Annotated in this window: 12 protein-coding genes; 9 read left to right on the top strand and 3 right to left on the bottom strand. The window is 46.9% G+C overall.

Annotated elements, in window-relative coordinates:
* Positions 1-112: 112 nt before the first annotated feature.
* From AC07OI_RS08645 to AC07OI_RS08610, 8 genes are all read left to right on the top strand, one after another.
* Complete coding sequence (locus tag AC07OI_RS08645) at positions 113-580, top strand: RrF2 family transcriptional regulator (protein WP_492704411.1); 468 nt, start codon at positions 113-115, stop codon at positions 578-580.
* Positions 581-842: 262 nt separating this feature from the next.
* Complete coding sequence (locus AC07OI_RS08640; protein WP_492704410.1) at positions 843-2,480, top strand: response regulator; 1,638 nt, start codon at positions 843-845, stop codon at positions 2,478-2,480.
* Positions 2,481-2,538: 58 nt separating this feature from the next.
* Entirely contained in the window at positions 2,539-3,240 is a 702-nt protein-coding gene (locus tag AC07OI_RS08635) for a methyltransferase (protein WP_495256929.1), read from the top strand.
* A 59-nt stretch (positions 3,241-3,299) separates the two neighbouring features.
* On the top strand, positions 3,300-4,478 hold the full coding sequence (locus AC07OI_RS08630) for a sulfotransferase (protein ID WP_495256928.1): 1,179 nt from the start codon (positions 3,300-3,302) through the stop codon (positions 4,476-4,478).
* Positions 4,475-5,290: an arginase family protein gene (locus AC07OI_RS08625; protein WP_495256927.1), complete on the top strand. Its 816-nt coding sequence runs from the start codon at positions 4,475-4,477 to the stop codon at positions 5,288-5,290. The genes AC07OI_RS08630 and AC07OI_RS08625 overlap by 4 nt, the downstream gene beginning before the upstream one ends.
* A gap of 154 nt (positions 5,291-5,444) precedes the next feature.
* Positions 5,445-6,485, top strand: coding sequence for an ABC transporter substrate-binding protein (locus AC07OI_RS08620; protein ID WP_492704406.1), 1,041 nt, complete (start codon positions 5,445-5,447; stop codon positions 6,483-6,485).
* 9 nt (positions 6,486-6,494) lie between these two features.
* Complete coding sequence (locus AC07OI_RS08615; RefSeq protein ID WP_495256926.1) at positions 6,495-9,017, top strand: response regulator; 2,523 nt, start codon at positions 6,495-6,497, stop codon at positions 9,015-9,017.
* 342 nt (positions 9,018-9,359) lie between these two features.
* Complete coding sequence (locus tag AC07OI_RS08610) at positions 9,360-11,522, top strand: S46 family peptidase (RefSeq protein ID WP_492704404.1); 2,163 nt, start codon at positions 9,360-9,362, stop codon at positions 11,520-11,522.
* A 71-nt stretch (positions 11,523-11,593) separates the two neighbouring features.
* On the opposite strand, the gene AC07OI_RS08605 is transcribed toward AC07OI_RS08610, so the two are convergent.
* From AC07OI_RS08605 to AC07OI_RS08595, 3 genes are all read right to left on the bottom strand, one after another.
* Positions 11,594-11,863, bottom strand: a complete 270-nt coding sequence (locus AC07OI_RS08605; RefSeq protein WP_495256925.1) for a hypothetical protein — start codon at positions 11,861-11,863, stop codon at positions 11,594-11,596.
* Positions 11,864-12,011: 148 nt separating this feature from the next.
* The gene (locus AC07OI_RS08600; protein WP_495256924.1) at positions 12,012-14,141 is read right to left on the bottom strand and encodes an ATP-binding protein; all 2,130 of its coding nucleotides are present in this window, start codon (positions 14,139-14,141) and stop codon (positions 12,012-12,014) included.
* Between the two features lie 35 nt (positions 14,142-14,176).
* On the bottom strand, positions 14,177-15,094 hold the full coding sequence (locus AC07OI_RS08595; RefSeq protein WP_495256923.1) for a hypothetical protein: 918 nt from the start codon (positions 15,092-15,094) through the stop codon (positions 14,177-14,179).
* A 925-nt stretch (positions 15,095-16,019) separates the two neighbouring features.
* Between AC07OI_RS08595 and gspK the strand changes: the two genes are divergently transcribed.
* Positions 16,020-17,051: a type II secretion system minor pseudopilin GspK gene (gene gspK, locus AC07OI_RS08590; RefSeq protein ID WP_495256922.1), complete on the top strand. Its 1,032-nt coding sequence runs from the start codon at positions 16,020-16,022 to the stop codon at positions 17,049-17,051.
* Positions 17,052-17,117: the final 66 nt, after the last annotated feature.

Genomic DNA, 17,117 nt, shown 5'->3' with positions numbered 1-17,117 from the left:
TTTGTCAATATGCCATAGCTCGGATTAATAAGAGCCTATGGCATTGCCTTGCTGCAGTTCTGTATTAATTGTATTAACATGCGCAGGCTATAGGGACATCAGAAAATCATTTATGCAATTAACACACTTTACCGATCTTGGCCTGCGCGTGCTCATGTATCTGAGTCACAAAGACAGGCAAGAGCCAGTGACCATTAGTGAAATTGCCACTAAATTTGCTATTTCCCGCAATCACCTCGTCAAAGTCGTGCATTTTCTGGCGCAAAAAAACTGGATCATCACGACCAGAGGTAAAGGTGGCGGTATGGCACTGGCGCAAGATGTAAAAGCCTATCGCCTGGGCACCATTATTCGTGAACTGGAAGGCGGGGATGCGTTGATAGACTGTGCGACTCCGCCTTGTGTGCTACGTGGCAATTGCCAGCTCAAATCAGTACTTGATCAGGCACTGACTGTATTTTATACAGCACTCGATCAATATACGCTACAAGATGCCATCGGCGGTAATACACAAGAAGCCATCATCATGTTGCATCGGTCTGGTTTTGTTGATCATGCAAAACTCAAACATCTTCTCTAATATATTCTCTGGCTCTCTAGCTGTACTGACTACTGGTGAGCGATTCTCCTGGATCGATATATCTGCTTTTCGTCTTTTAATCTTGCATTGCTTATTCCTTATTATTGTTTTTTAAAAAATGCTAATATGCTTACAAGGCTATGTAATAAGACCATGAAGCATGTTGGCATTGTGTTTTTGCAAGGACAATGATCTCCTAGCAAGAAATAGCATATTGCCGGGTCAGCGATAGATGAGCATTTAGCTAACGTCAGGAGTTCAGATGACAGCATCCCAAATGCAAGCACGCATTTTGATAGTTGATGATGAAACTGCACATTTGCAGGCATTGTGTGATTTGTTGCGCGACCACAACTATGAAACTACCGGTTTTGCAAATGGAATTGAAGCACTCGATTATCTGCGTAACAATACATTTGATTTATTGCTCACAGATTTGATGATGCCAGGTTTGGATGGCATTGCCATGGTGGAATCAGCCCGCAAAATTGACTCTGATCTGGCATGCATAGTCATGACAGGTGAAGGTAGTATTACATCAGCAGTCAAGGCCATGAAAGTCGGTGCACTCGACTACATCATCAAACCCTTCAAAATTTCAGCCATCTTGCCGGTACTTGTACGCGCCATGGAGACGCGTCAGTTACGCATGGCGAATGCCAAACTTGAACTGCAACTACGCGAACACACTGCTGAACTGTTGATCTTGAATCAAGACCTGGATCAGGCCAGGATGCAGGCAGAAATTGCCAATCGGGCAAAATCGACTTTTCTGTCGAATATGAGTCATGAGCTACGTACACCTCTGAATGCCATACTTGGTTTTGCCCAAATCCTGGCGTCGGATAGTTTGCAAACCAGCCTTGATGAGAAAAAAGAATTTGCCAAACACATAGAAGAAGCCGGGAGTCATTTGCTGACTTTGATCAACGAAATTCTCGATCTGGCAAAAGTAGAATCCGGGGCAATGAAGTTGTCTATTGAGGCCATCACTCTCGATGAGATATTTGCCGAATGCAAAACAATGATTGATCCGCTGGCTCAAAAACGTGGAATCAATGTCTGCTTTGCAGAAAATACTAATTTGCATGTCAGCGCAGACCGGATTCGACTTAAACAAGTGTTGATTAATCTGTTGTCGAACGCCATCAAATATAACCGGCAAAGCGGCACCGTCAGTGTTGCCGCACATGTGGCGGATGATAGTCATATCTGTATTCAGGTGATTGATACCGGAGTGGGCTTGAGCTCGGTTCAATTGGAAACCATTTTCCAACCTTTTAACCGCCTGGGGCGAGAGGTGTTTAATGAAGAGGGGACTGGTATAGGTCTGTCATTGGTCAAAAACCTGGTTGAAGCCATGGAGGGCAGTATAGGGATCAATAGTCAGGTTGGTGTTGGCAGCACGTTTTGGGTCAAATTTCCCGGAACTGTTGCAGGTATCCAGTACCAGCAGCCAGACACCAAAGCAATGGTCTACGAAGTTGCACCTGGCGAAAAATCAAGTACACAGAAATACCTGCTGTATGTCGAAGATAACCCCACCAATTTAAGGTTGGTGGCTGAATTGATACGTCTGCGTTCTGACCTGGTTTTGTTGACTGCAACCGATGGTTTGCTAGGAATAGAGCAAGCGCGACTGCATTTGCCAGATGTCATTTTGATGGATATTAATTTACCCGGTATAGATGGTATTGAAACCAGAAGATATTTGCTAAGTGATCCCAGGACTGCCCATATTCCAGTCATTGCGGTTACTGCGAATGCAATGCCTGCAGATCTTGAAAATGGAAAGGCAGCTGGTTTTTTCTCTTATATCACCAAGCCTATCGACATTGAGCAATTTGCATTGGCCGTAGACCTTGCTCTGGAGTTTGCCGCAAGTAAAAAACCGATTTAAAGCATCAGCTTCATCATGCTGATGAACACTTTCCCCTAGTGTTTTTATATCTGAAAGGATGGTCATGGAACAGACATCAGCAAATAGCCTTGCTCACATAGATCGGTGGCAAAAAAACAGGCAAAAGGCATTTAAGTCCATCAATCCCGAAGGGAAAGTGGTGAAATATCTGGGGAAGGAATTTTTAGTTTTCCCAGAAACTTTTTGGCCATTCACAGACAGTCAACCGCTAGTTAAGAGTTTTAAGATAAAACCCGGTGAAAGTGTATTGGATGTAGGTACAGGTTCAGGGGTCATCGCTATTTTTGCTTGCTACGGCGGTGCAAGCAAAGTCACGGCAGTTGACATTAATCCTGCAGCTATAAAAAGCGCGAAACACAATGCCAAACTGCATGGCTTTGACAAGATCATGAAAGTCAAAAAATCCAATCTCTTTCAGGCTCTTAAGGATGAGCAGTTTGATGTGATTACAGCCAATCTGCCATTTCGTGACAAACCAGCGCATGACGTGGTTGCCAGCTCACAATGGGATACTGATTTCAAGACAAATACGCAATTTTTTGCGGACGTTGGCAAACATTTGAAGCCTGAAGGCCGTATCTATTTCGCCCAATCCAATTTTGGTGCGATTGACCAGATCAAGGTATTGGCAAAAGCCGCTGGTTTTTCAGTCAGGACTCTGGCAAGCGCGGCCGCAGACAAGGCAGAGACAAAAAAATTCTATGCCTTTGTAATGAGGCGTGCAAAGAAATCGGTGTAGTGATGGACGTCATAGACGCCGTCAATAATTTGCGCCAGGTAGCCCATACTGAGCTTGCCTTGCGTGTCAAAAATGTGGCTGTAATTCTGACTTCGCCCAGGTCGGGCTCCAGCCTGCTCAAAAGCGTACTGTCGTCCCACCCCGATATAGCTTCACTTGATGGTGAAATGGAACCATTTCTTGCGCTGACAAGAAATGGTTTTTCCTTTAATGCAGATAGTGATGCTCTGAAAGTTTTGGACAATCAAGAGGCCTTGCTGGACAATATTTTTGATGACATGACTTTGCCTGTCGAGGGCAATACTGATTTTTCTCTACTAAAAAGCAGATGGAAAAAACGCCTGCTTTTACAGTTTCCTGTTTTATTTACGGATGACCGGGCTTACCTTCAGCTCACACACGATCTGGATGCAGTCTTTCATGTGGCGCAAGAAAAGAAAATCCATGGCGAGGCAATGCTGCAAGACCTGATCCTGTCGCGCGTGTTTAATAGTGAAACCTGGCGACTGGATTATTACGATGGAAAAAAAAATCCTGCCGCAAGTCATTGTTTTAATGAGTCGTTTAAGCTGGAGGAGCCACCTTTCGTCATTCCCCGCCATCACCGGCGGCAATTAAGACCTGAAGATGTTGAAGACAAGATGTTGCTCTTCAAGACGCCGCCTGATGTTTATAGAATAGGCTTGTATGAGCAATTATTTCCAAATGCCCAAATCAAATATCTGCATCTGACCAGGGGCTATGCACAATCAGTCAATGGCCTGATGGATGGCTGGTTATCACCAGTCGCTTTCTTTTCACGTGACGTTGAACGTATAGGCATGAGTTTGTCGATCAAGGGGTATTCAGATATTGTGAGTTTTGGCAAACGCTGGTGGAAATTTGACTTGCCGCCTAACTGGAAGGAATATATCAATGCCGACCTGGAAGATGTGTGTCTGAACCAGTGGCTATCTGCGCACCAGGCCATCATCGACAGTCAGGTGACATCTCTGCCCGTTTCATTTGAAGAATTTTTATCAGATCCTGTCGAAATCATAAAGAAAATTACCTCCTATTTAGGTTTGCAGGAAATGGGGAGTTTGCCAGTTTTTCCAGTAACGATGGCGACAGAGGCGCCTAAAATCAGACGCTGGCACAAACGGGAGAACAGTTTGCTGCGCATGGGGAAAAGAAAGGATGTGCAAATGATGATGGATGCTTTATCTTATCAAATGGATCCTCAAACTTGGCTATGAACAAGCATTTGCTCATACCGTTTTTAACGGGACAAAGAAGGGATGGCCTTGGGCGTGTCAACGATGTCAGCGCACACCCTTGGGAGATAGTGAATATCCCTGAATTCAAAGAAACATCAATTGCTGATGCGAATGAAAAATTGCGCAGGATGGGACAAATTTACGCAAGTCTTGCCGACAAGGTTCAGCAAATTATTGAACACGGTGACAGGCCTGTTTGTATCGCCGGCGATTGTTTTTCTACATTGGCTGTGGTGACCGGCTTACAAAAAGCAGGCAAGCAACCTGACCGCATCTTGTGGCTGGATGCGCATGGCGATTTTCACACGTGGGAAACCACGCTGACCAAATATCTGGGGGGTATGCCTTTGGCCATGCTGGTCGGTAGGCGTGACAGGCGCAAAAATGAGCGTGATGCCATCGGTGCTTTTTTAAATGAAGTCGGCATCAAGGCTTACCCGGAAGAGCGAATCATACTGTCCGATGCGCGTGATTTGGATCCAGGAGAGAAAGAATCGCTGGAAAGTTCAAAAATCCTCACCTGTAAAATCGATGAAATAAGTAAACATCTGTCTCCACATGAGAATATCTATCTACATTTTGATACAGACGTGATCGATGACAGGGGTGAATTGCCTGCACTTAAATACCATGTGAAACAAGGTCCATCGCATGCGCAGATGCGGACGCTTTTTTCAGTATTGCGTCAATTCAAGTTAATTGCAGTGTCTGTTTCAGCGTGGCATGAGGAGGAAGACCTCGATAATAAAACCGCAATTGCTTGCTTAAATTTACTCGAGGAACTAGAATAAAAAACAATGTTTCATACTTGCATGATGAGAATTAACGTTGGATGATTGAGTTGTTTTGGATCTGCCTTATGTAAGTTCTGAAGCATTCGCCAAAGTTTTTACTGTTGTTGCCATGCAAAAGCGTGTATTGGGATACTGGGAAGAGGAAATCGGCATGACAGGTATAAAGCTCAGGCAATTTTCTTACAAGTCAATTCTCATCTGGCTTGCCTGCCTGCTTTTCATCGTCCTGTTTTTGAGTTTGATCTATGTCTGGCTAATTCGTGCACCTGTTTCCAGAGCTCCACTGGAACAAGTCATTATTGCGACAAATACAGAGTATGTAGGTACCTGTTCTATCACCGCAGCCAGAGAAAAAGGATATTTCGCCAAAGAAGGGATTGTTGTACTCATCCAATCGCATTCGAGTGGCAAAGCCGCGATGGAGGCGGTAGTACAAGGGCAGGCCCATTTGGGAACAGTAGCCGATATTCCCGTCATGTTTGCTGGCCTTGATCAAAGGCCGGTAGCAGCAATTGCCACCATATTTAAAACCGATAAAGATCATGGCATTGTCGGTCGCAAAGACCGCGGCATACTTCAGCCTGCAGATCTTAAAGGTAAGCGTGTCGGTGTGACGCTTAGCAGCTCCAGTCATTTCACGCTCAGCGCTTTTTTGAACCGCCAGAAACTGTCGGTCAAAGATGTGACCATGATTAACTACAAACCGGAAGAATTTGCCGATGCGATAGAGCGCGGCGAGGTTGATGCCGTAGCGTCCTGGGAGCCATTTTTGAATACCATGATGACGCGGCTTGGGGATAATGGCGTGGTTTTTTATGGTAAAGATGTATATGAAAGTCTTTACAACGTAGTTGGTATGCGCAGTTATATTTCTGCCGAACCAGAAACGATCAACAAGGTGTTGCGTGCATTGGATCAGGGCAGCAATTACTGTAATGAGATGCCTGATGCTGCCCGCGTACTGCACGAGGCAGGTAAAAAAACCAATACCAAAGAGCAGAGGGCTGCCTGGGCGACATATCGTTTTGAAATTGGACTTGATCAGGGATTATTGCTGGCATTGGAAGACCAGGCCAGATGGGCAATTAAAAACAAGTTGACCAATAAAACTGAAGTACCCAATTACCTTGACTATATTTACCTGGACGGCATGGAAAAAGTCAAGCCATCGGCAGTGACCATCATACATTGAGATTCCAACGTGAAAATTTCAACTCGTCTGAAATTTGCGGAATTAATATCTTTAGCCATCGTGGCGATGATCGTGGTCATTTTATTGTCCACCACATTACAAATGAAGCGGGAAATAGCCAAAAATGAGGCTGCTGGCGAATTATTGCAGGCGGTAACTTCATTGCGCTATCTGACGCTGGAATATGCTTTACGTCATGATGAGCGTACTAGGGCGCAGTGGCAATTGCGTAGCAATTCTTTCTCCAAACGCCTGGCCGGGGCCGAAGAGTTTACTGAGTTCGCTGACAAAGATACAATCTCTGAATTGCGAAGTGGCAATGAAAATATAGCGCAATTATTTGCTCTACTGGTGAGTAATCACCGTGAATTGATGAAAGAGAGAGACAAAGCCGAGATACTCGAAGAATTAGAGTCACGACTGTTGGGGCAGATCACCAATAAAACGCAGGCCATGATTTCGGATGCCTTGAGTTTGTCTGAACAAAGCCGTATCGGTGCCTTGAATGCTCAGCAAAGGGCATTTAATGCTGTCATTCTGTTTGGCGGCATTGTTGTATTGGTTGTGACAGTCACTATCTATATCACGCTGCGCAGTGTCAGCCGACCCTTGGAAAAATTGCGCGAAGGAACAGCTATCGTTGGTGCCGGCAACCTGGATTTTTCCCTGCGATTTGATGCTCAGGATGAAATAGGGGACCTGGCCCGCGCCTTTGATGGCATGACTGAAAAACTCAAACTGACCACCGTTTCACGTGATGCGCTGGTTGATATCAACGAAGCCTTGCAAGCCGAGATCATAGAACGTCAGCAAATCGAGAAAAAGGCCCAGGCGCAGCTTGCACGTTTGAATCTGTTGCATCAAATCACACGTTCCATCGGTGAGCGTCAGGATTTACGTAGTATTTTTCAAGTCGTTATCCGCAGTCTGGAAGATCATCTTCCTGTCGATTTCAGTTGTGTTTGTCTTTATGATCAGGCAAAAAATCAGCTGCAGGTGACCAGCGTTGGCTTGCACAGCGAGTCTTTGGCACAAAAATTGTCCATGACCCAAAATACCCAGGTCTCTATTGATGAAAATGGCTTATCGCGTTGTGTGCGTGGTCAGTTGGTCTATGAAGCAGACATCAGCAAAGTCAACTTTCCTTTTCCGCAAAGACTGGCTGCAGGCGGTCTTAGTGCCGTGGTGATGGCACCATTAAGAGCAGAAAGTACGGTGTTTGGCGTGTTGGTCGTCGCCAAGCGCGAGGCCCACAGCTTTAATAGTGGTGAATGTGAATTTTTAAGGCAATTGAGCGAGCATGTGGCCCTGGCTGCCAATCAGGCCCAGCTCTATACTGCATTACAGCAAGCTTATGATGATTTGCGCCAGACCCAGCAGTCCATCATGCAGCAAGAACGTTTGCGTGCCTTGGGGCAGATGGCAAGTGGCATAGCACATGACATCAATAATGCAATTTCTCCAGTAGCGCTGTACACAGAATCCTTATTGGAAACAGAAAAAAATCTGAGTGTTAAAGGTAGAAATTATCTTGAGGTCATTTCACGTGCGATAGATGATGTTGCCGCCACCGTTGCCAGAATGCGGGAATTTTATCGTCAACGTGCGCCACAACTAGCTTTGTCACCTGTCGATGTGAATAGTCTGGTACAACAAGTCATCGATCTTACCCGCGCCAGGTGGAGTGATATGCCACAGCAACGTGGCATCGTAATCAGTGTACACACTGAGCTCGCCACTGATTTGCCAGACATCATGGGTGTGCATGGCGAAATCAGGGAAGCACTGACCAATTTAATTTTCAATGCGGTTGATGCCATGCCCGATGGCGGTGTACTTACTTTGCGTACCAGCGTCGAACAAGACCTGCTGGAGTCAACAAAAGAAGTCATCTTGAAACAAGTACATATTGATGTCTGCGATTCTGGTGTAGGTATGTCTGACGATACCAGGCGCCGTTGCCTGGAACCGTTCTTCACTACCAAAGGTGAGCGGGGGACAGGGCTGGGTCTGGCCATGGTGTATGGCATGATAGAACGGCATAGTGCCCATATCGACATTCTGACGGAGATTGGTAAAGGCACCACCATGCGCATGAGTTTCCTGGTGCCTACGGCAGTTAGTCCGATTGCCAGAACCCCCGCGCCTGAAGCCGTGCCCACGCACAGACGTATTCTGGTCGTTGATGATGATCCCATGGTTTTAAAGTCATTGCGTGACATACTGGAAATTGATGGTCACAGCGTACTCTCGGCTGATGGCGGGCAGGCTGGTATCAATGCATTTAATGACGCTCATGGAAAAGGTGATCCTTTCGCTGTCGTCATCACGGATCTTGGCATGCCATATATAGATGGCCGCAAGCTGGCCAGTTCAATCAAGCAAGTGTCACCCTTGACCCCGATCATCATGTTGACTGGCTGGGGCCAGCGCCTGGTTGATGATGGAGATTCGCCTTCACATGTGGATTGTGTGCTGAGCAAACCCCCAAAACTGTCGGAACTTCGCGAGGCACTGAGAAAAATTCTTTGACTTTGCAAGTGCATTAAACCGGCCTATCGTAAATTCCACATCCTCTTCATCATATTGCGTCCGCATAAAATAAATGCATATTCAAATTGCATCTTGCAATTTTGACTGCAGACAAGCACAGCAAACTTCCACGAAAAGTAACAGGGCAGGTCAATTTGTGAGGGCAATATGCCTCTTTTTGAGTCCTTGCCTGGCGAAATTCACGCAATTGGCACTAGTTCGCACAAAATAGTGAACTTTCCCAAGGTTTTTAGGACTAAACTGTCCGCGCCTCAGGCTTACTCCAGAGGCGTCATGAGGGAATAACTATTCTATATTTTCACATCTTTTTATAACAATATGATGAAAAAAACACTTACCACGCTGGCGGTCATGAGCCTATGCCAGATAGCTAGCGCAGATGAAGGCATGTGGATGCCGCAACAACTACCGCAAGTCGCCAGGCAACTGAAGGCAGACGGCTTGAAACTGGACCCGGCAACACTGACCAAATTGACGGAGTTCCCTATGGGTGCCATCGTCAGCCTGGGTGGTTGCTCAGCCTCTTTCGTATCACCACAAGGTCTGGTTGCGACCAATCATCATTGCGTCTACAACAGTGTTGCTCATAATTCCAAACCAGAGCGTAACTTGCTGGCCAATGGTTTTCTGGCGAACAGCCTGGAAGAAGAATTGCCGGCATCTCCCGGTTCACGCATTTTCGTGACCAAAGAAGTCAATAATGTCAGCAGCAAGATCATCGACAAAAACACTGCCAAGCTGAATGGCAAAGCCCGTGTTGATGCCATAGAAAAAAATTCAAAAGCCATCATCGCAGAATGCGAAAAAGATGCTGGTCATCGCTGCAACGTTTATCCTTACTATGGCGGCCTTGAGTATTACCTTATCAAACAACTGGAAATCAAAGACGTACGCCTGGTGCATGCTCCTCCTGAAGGTGTGGGCAAGTTTGGTGGCGATACCGATAACTGGATGTGGCCACGTCACACTGGTGACTATGGTTTTTACCGTGCCTATGTCAGCAAAGACGGCAAATCTGCCGACTACAGCAAAGACAATGTGCCTTACGTACCTAAACATTTCCTGAAGCTGGCCAAAGATAATTTGAAAGATGGCGATTTCATCATGGTGTTGGGCTATCCAGGCCGCACCAATCGTCACCGCCTGCCATCAGAAGTAGCCTACACATTTGACTGGAACTATCCAACATTTGTGAAAAGCTCAGGCGATATGCTGGCCATCATCGCTAAAGAAACCAATAGCAATCCGGATGCCAAACTTAAATATGCTGGTCAGGTTGCAGGCATCAACAACTACTACAAAAACCGTCAGGGCATGCTGGACAGTTATGCTGGCAGCGACATCCTTGCACGCAAAACCAAAGAGCATGATGATCTGAAAGCATGGATCAACAGCAATCCTGCACGCGCCAAAGAATTTGCCGGTGATATTGAGCAGGTAGAAAAACTGATTGCAGAGCGCGATACTCTGGGCAAGCGCGACTTTTATCTGGGTAGTTCTTACCCACGCTTCCTGACTACGGCACGAGCTTTGTACCGCCTGTCGAATGAATCGACCAAGGCAGATGCAGAACGTAAAGCTGGTTATCAGGTACGTGATGTGCCGCGCTTCAAGGCGACAGTCGATGCAATCGAACGCAATTATGATGAAAAAGTCGACAAGGCTTTGGTCTTGTACAACTTGAGTAAATATGCTGCACAAGCCAAGGCTGACCGTAGCGCCAATTTTGATGCCGCATTGGGCATTAAGGATGGTATGTCTGAAGCCGATCTAAAGTCCCTGCTGGACACTTTGTATGCCGGTAGCAAACTGGGTGACAAGACAGCACGCAGCGCATGGTTGACCGCAAAGCCAGAAGATTTTAAAGCCAGCAATGACAGTTTTGTCAAAGCAGCGGTGGCGATGTACGAAGGTGGCTTGAAGCGTGAAGCTGAAGATGAAGAATTAATGGGTAAAATACAGCAAGCCTATGGCAACTATATGAAGGCAAAAATCGCCTACATGAAGAGCAAAGGGCAGGCGGTATATCCTGACGCAAACAGCACCTTGCGCGTTACCTTCGGCAAAGTTACTGGCCGTGACCATGGTACTGCTGATGGCCTGGCATGGAATGCCTTCACTACAGTAAATGGTATCCCGCCAAAAGCAACAGGTACTGGCGAATTCAACGCACCGGCTGCACAATTGGCAGCAATCAAGGCCAAAGACTTCGGCAAATATGTTGATCCACAATTAAAAACAGTTCCCGTGAACTATCTGGCGACACTCGATATCACAGGGGGCAATTCGGGTTCCGCAGCATTGAATGCCAAAGGTGAATTCATCGGTCTGGCATTTGATGGCACATTGGATTCCATTATTTCTGACTGGGACTACAATAAGGCGAATTCCCGTTCCATACAAGTTGATCTGCGTTATATGCTGTGGCAGATGAAGCATGTGGATAAAGCTGACCGCCTGTTGAAGGAAATGGGTGCAGAGTAATAGAGCAGACTGCCTCAAAGTAAAAAAGCCCTGCAAATATCAATTGCAGGGCTTTTTCTTTACTGATGACATTAAAGCTCGTATTTATTACCAGCAGTAGAACGGATAGGATGCGTGTCATAGATTAAATCCAGATACTTGACTTTGTTGCTATCTGCGTCAAAAGTAAACAAGTCCATGACTTTGAATGTAATTAAAGTCCCGTCACGAACCGTCCAGTCATATTGAAAATAGGCTGTCGCATGATGTTTCTTTGTGGTGCTGACAAAAATGTCGATAGGAGTGATGACATTGCGGCTGGATGCTTCAGCCAGCCTGTCAAAGAAAGGGCTCGCTGCCATTTCACCGAGGAATGGTGAAAAAACTTTTGCCGTCTTCCGTGAACAAGTTTTTGATGGTGCCATAGTCAGCATCACCCAAGGCTTTCATGTAGGTTTGCAGGATGGAAATATATTCAGACACTGATGATCTCCTTTGAATTTGGGGCTGTCACAAATTTGCAGTATTCATTGACTTCAACTCCTGATCAAGTAAAAGCATGAGCTCACTTTGCTCAAATTGTTTTGTCAGTAAAGGAACGGCAAACACGAACTCTGAACCATCACGCTTGACTACATAGGCTAATTGTAGACGGGAGAGTGCATGGCGCATGGTTTCAGGTTCAATGTTCAAGCCACTACTGGCAAAGAGTGTTGAAAGTGCTGATAAACTGGTTTTCTCCTTAAGCGCAGTGTGATAAACAATGATGCGATCAAGGCGACAGGAAGCTTCATCATGACTTAGCCGCCCCCAACCAGCCAAAGCGTCCTGCACAGCTTGTGAAGACAGGGCTTGCGCGACATGACGGGGTTCTATGGCACGTTCACCTGGCTGCAAGACTTCAAGACATTCCTGACACAGGATTGCAAGCAAGTTTGCTCTTTGACCGCTGGCCTCCACCAATTGATCCACCAGTTGATTGCTGGTGAAACCGAAACGCAGACGTGATAAAGGTACTGTAACCAAGTCTTTGCAAGCCTGTTGTTCTAGTCCACCTATCGTCAATACTTCACCAAAATTACGCAATGGTGACTGGTAATCGAGTACAGCGGTTGCATACAGATCCCAAAAGCCGGCTAGCATGAACCAGCAGCGGCCTTCGTCACTCAAGGCTCGCAGGGCAGACAATTGCGGATAATTATTAGTGGACTCATCACGAAAAAAAAGATCAGCCTCATCAATTAACAAGAACAGTCGTTTTCCAAGAAAATTGTTTTCAAGGTGAGAAATGATAACTTCGATCGGAGTCGTTGCATCAAGTCCAAACTGCAATGCCATGCGCGGTGCCAGGCGATGATCGCGCAAGGAAATATAATGGCAGACTATGTGTGGATGCCCTTGAAGGCTACGTTGAACCGCTTTTAATAAACTGCTTTTACCCAACTGGCGACCACCAACAACCAGATAATTGGATGGCTCACGACCTATGACACGGGCAAGTAATTGTTCACGCCCAAAAAAAGCACCTGCACTGGTAATGGCTCCCCTGGTCTGATAGGGCGAAATGCGCGTGACACGCAATTGTGCCGCTAGCAGGCGCAACAATACTGTAGCCGGTTGCCTGCTGAGCAGACATTCTGTCTGGCTGGCGCTATCTATCATGACGAACATATTGGCTTTATCATCGCAGTACGCTTGCAACGATGCTTGCTGAGCTTCTGTATCTGATCCTATGAGTATTAACATCACATCTGACCCAGTTTGTGCGGTCATCAGAGCGGGTATAAGAAGGTCCTCGCTAGCATCAACATAGGGAACGAAAACCAGGCATCTATCCAGTGAAACAGGTAGGTTGCTGGTGAATTGCCATTCAAAGACTTCACCAGGAAGCGTCCAGTCTTTGCTGGCTTTGCTTTGTGCCGATAAACGTGCAGCGAGGTATGCCTGCTGTTTATCTGCACCATCGTTGACGTAATTGACGGCGCGCTGCCAGGCCACAGTTGATATACCTGCTGCTTGCAATGTGGATTGCCGTCTGCCAACAAGCCGCAACAGACGATCCAGTTTGGGTAAGGCGGGATAGGGTGTGCGACGTAATTTGTCTGGACGAAGTTGGGTCGGCCCCAGCAAGGGGTGGCGCAGCAATAAAAGAATAGCGACCACTGCAAATATGCATGCACAAATCAGTAGCAACATTCTGAGTGCACTGAAATTCACTTCTGCAGAAGTGATGCCATCACAATTCATAGGTAAAAATCTGGCTGGTACTGGTGGAGTGCCAGTCCTGCATTGCCAGGTATGGCTTGAAGGATTTAGTTCAAAAATCAGCTGAGTACCTGACAATGACCCCAACTCACCATGCCTGGCAATATCCACCTGCAATATATAAGGCCGTGGTGATGTGACATTGAGATGTGAGTTTGTCGTTTGTGGGGCATATTGCTGAATATCTTTTGGCCAGTCGTCGCTGGTGCTGTGCGCCTCCGATAAGGCGACACGCCATTGGATTACATCACTCCAGACTGAACCGATATTTTCTGCTGCAAGAATACCGCCACGTGTCAATGGATTCAGTTTTGGTGTGAGAAGAGCACTTGCAATAAACAATGTCAGTACAATGATGAATACGGTACGTGGCATTTTTCCTGACAAAAGCTGTAAAATTTTTTCCAGCATTATTCCAGTACCATCAGGCCAGCTTCGCGAATAATGTCGCAGCGCCAGTAAAGACGTGCCTGATCACCACTGCCGCGAACGTGGATCAGGTTCCCCCAAAACAGACGGCGTAAATCCTCGTCCTGAAGATAGGGGCGGGCTCGCCCCAAGTCATCAGAGGCTAATAGTGTGTGCAAGCGTGTCAGCGATGTGGGATTTTGCGTCAACGGCAAAAAGGTCTGCCACAGGCGGGAACTGTGCGTCAGATAAATCCGTAAGGTCGAAAGATCATTTTCTTTAACGTCAGGATTGTCGATCAGCCATTGCATGCCCTCCTCAAACAGTGCAGGGTGACCGCCACACAAGGATGTCAATTCCGCTAGCCTGGATGGTGCAATGACATGCTCTGGCCAGCGTTGTTTGATGAGAATATGCAAATCTTCATTACTGGCATCAGGCCAATGGCTGACTTGTGCAATATTGAGCAAAGACAGATCGCCGCTGCGGTATTTCAGGTCAGCCAGTGTTTCGCCTCCACATAGTAAAAGATGCAGGCGGCCACCATGCATTTCACTCAGGCTGCGCAGGATGCCTGCCAATGCCTCACGCAAGGCCGGTGTACCTTGCTCAAACCGGCTGACCAGGCAAAATACCCGCTCACCAGCATTCAATCTTTGTTCAAGAGCTGCTTCAAATTCATAGTCTGTACTAACATCCGTAAAACCACATTGGCGCCCAATCGCAGCAAAATACTCGCTGCTATCCGCACTGATGCTATAGGGTGGTTGTATATGCAGCGTAGCTTTTTCACCGTATTGAGCGCGCGCACGGGCAAGCAATTTTTCCCGGAATGGCGGTTGTCCCCAGTGGGCCTGTGATAGCAGTAAAGTGATGGGGTAGGGAGTAGACTGAGCCAGCCGCACAAACAGTTGATCCATGAATCCGGCAAACGGTGTTTCACTTTCCAATTCACTTTGCAGAGGAAATTCCGATTCAAGACCAGCAGTAATAAAAAAAAGATTGGTTTCAGTTTCTGTCAACCGAAGGTAACGTGCGCAAGCGTGCAGACTGTCACGTGATCTTGGACTGGGAAGCGACGTTCCATTTCTCCAGTTGTTGACTGATTCCCGGCTCAGGCCAATTTCTGCCGCAACCCCAGCTGCGCTGGCACGGATGCGGCGCATGTACTGCGATAGCAAATGAGAAAATGTGTCTGAGTGCATAGATGGTCTGTCGTAATTTGCCAATTGTGTTATTGGTCGTAGATCGTTTTTCGATGAAGCGCAATTTTAAGCTATGCAGATGCACGCCATCATTTTATCAGCGCGTTGTATGACCTGTGATACTGATACCGTCAGGTCGTGGCAACATCAACTTGACATACTGTCAGGTGACTTTCACAGGTGCGAACGGGGTAGACGATCAATATCTCTATGTAAAACAATTTTTCCCTGTCTGGTCCGCAGGTTGAGGCCGTCAAAACTGCCATCGAAATAATGCCACCTAGGATGATCGTATCCTGATATCGGTTTACGGCGCGGATGGATGCCATGGGTATTAGTGCGTCTTAATGCCCCGTCGTTCTTGCCTTTGGCCCCAGTTAAAGACCATCCCAGCTCTTTGGCTACCAAATAAAATCTTCTGCATGCAGGAGAAGCGTTACCGTTTCGGGAGTACCGCATAGTAGAACAGGCCAGTGATGACGCATGCACCAAAAGCCCTCACGTTCAAAGCCAAAAAAGAGTTGACATCTTTATTGGGTACCGCTACCATTTTATATAAATGGTAGCGGTACCAATCGGCTATTTAATGCATGTCCTTGAAAATAAAGAAAATTTCAGAGGCGGGGGATGAATGTCAGGCATGAGCGCTCATAAAAAAATGCAAAGCCGGGTTTGTCAAAGCATATGGGCTGCGCCGCGGCAATTGCTGCCTCAACGTGGGGTTGCCATTATTCTATCCTTGCTGCTGACAGCGCTTGCAGTGACGATAGTAAGCAGCTTGTTCTGGCCACAACAAGTTCAGTCACGGGCAGTTGAAAACCAGTTGCAGCATCATCAGGCAAATGTGGCGCTTAGAGAGTCAATTGACGACACACGCCAGATTTTGCGTCTGGATGCCATGGAGAATGGCAATGTGACCAGCCTGGTTGGGGTCTGGGCCAAACCTGTCCCTGCCATCAGGCTGGAGGAGTTGACTGGCTTTGGCGAAAACAGCGACGCTACTTTAACTGTAAGGATTGTGGATGCTCAGTCGCGTTATAACTTGACCAATCTCGCAACGGGTCGCCAGATTAATGACAGACACGTCAATAGTTACCGCCGTTTGCTGACGGCACTCAAGATGGATCCCGATCTGGCTGAGCAAACAGCAATTGCCATCGCACGCACCCAATCGCTATTACCGGGTGCTGACGGACCATCACCAGAGATAAATATCTGGCCGGATAAGCAGCAGTTTGCCTTCATTCACATCGATGACTTGATCACAATCCCTGGATATACGCCACAAATACTAGCTGCCATCAGGGAGTTTGTGGTGCTCTTGCCCGAACCCACTTCTCTGAACGTCAATACAGCACCGCTAGTTCTGCTGTCCGCCATTACTGGAATATCACAACAAAAAGCTGCAACACTGATGATGGGGCGGCAACGACAAGCTTTACGTGATCGAACTGAAATTTCCTTACGCCTGGAAGAAGAACTGCCAGCCAAAGCCCCCATGCTTGACATCAAAAGTGACTATTTTTTGATTGAACAGCAAATCAAATTTGGTCGGATAGCATTGTCCTCACAGGCACTGGTTCATCGCAAGACAGGAGGGCGTATACCCGATGCAGAAGATAGAGACGAGGTATTGCCTACCTCAGTCCTCTGGATGCGTAAAGGCCGATAAGGACTTATGCCTCAATTCCAGGTCAATCAACGACGCTTTGGCACCATCCGTGCCCGAGGTCCTCCA

It is taken from the genome of Undibacterium sp. GW821-FHT07F11, from assembly GCF_059418665.1.
Note: the sequence above shows the minus strand (reverse complement) of the source record. Positions and strands in the feature narration are given on the sequence as shown.

Bases quoted from the DNA above. Each gene is read 5' to 3' on its own strand.
- AC07OI_RS08620 (WP_492704406.1), top strand. From the start codon at position 5,445: ATGACAGGTATAAAGCTCAGGCAATTTTCTTACAAGTCAATTCTCATC.
- AC07OI_RS08605 (WP_495256925.1), bottom strand. From the start codon at position 11,863: ATGGCAGCGAGCCCTTTCTTTGACAGGCTGGCTGAAGCATCCAGCCGC.
- AC07OI_RS08600 (WP_495256924.1), bottom strand. From the start codon at position 14,141: ATGCCACGTACCGTATTCATCATTGTACTGACATTGTTTATTGCAAGT.
- AC07OI_RS08595 (WP_495256923.1), bottom strand. From the start codon at position 15,094: ATGGATCAACTGTTTGTGCGGCTGGCTCAGTCTACTCCCTACCCCATC.
- AC07OI_RS08640 (WP_492704410.1), top strand. From the start codon at position 843: ATGACAGCATCCCAAATGCAAGCACGCATTTTGATAGTTGATGATGAA.
- AC07OI_RS08610 (WP_492704404.1), top strand. From the start codon at position 9,360: ATGAAAAAAACACTTACCACGCTGGCGGTCATGAGCCTATGCCAGATA.
- AC07OI_RS08645 (WP_492704411.1), top strand. From the start codon at position 113: ATGCAATTAACACACTTTACCGATCTTGGCCTGCGCGTGCTCATGTAT.
- AC07OI_RS08625 (WP_495256927.1), top strand. From the start codon at position 4,475: ATGAACAAGCATTTGCTCATACCGTTTTTAACGGGACAAAGAAGGGAT.
- gspK (WP_495256922.1), top strand. From the start codon at position 16,020: ATGAGCGCTCATAAAAAAATGCAAAGCCGGGTTTGTCAAAGCATATGG.
- AC07OI_RS08635 (WP_495256929.1), top strand. From the start codon at position 2,539: ATGGTCATGGAACAGACATCAGCAAATAGCCTTGCTCACATAGATCGG.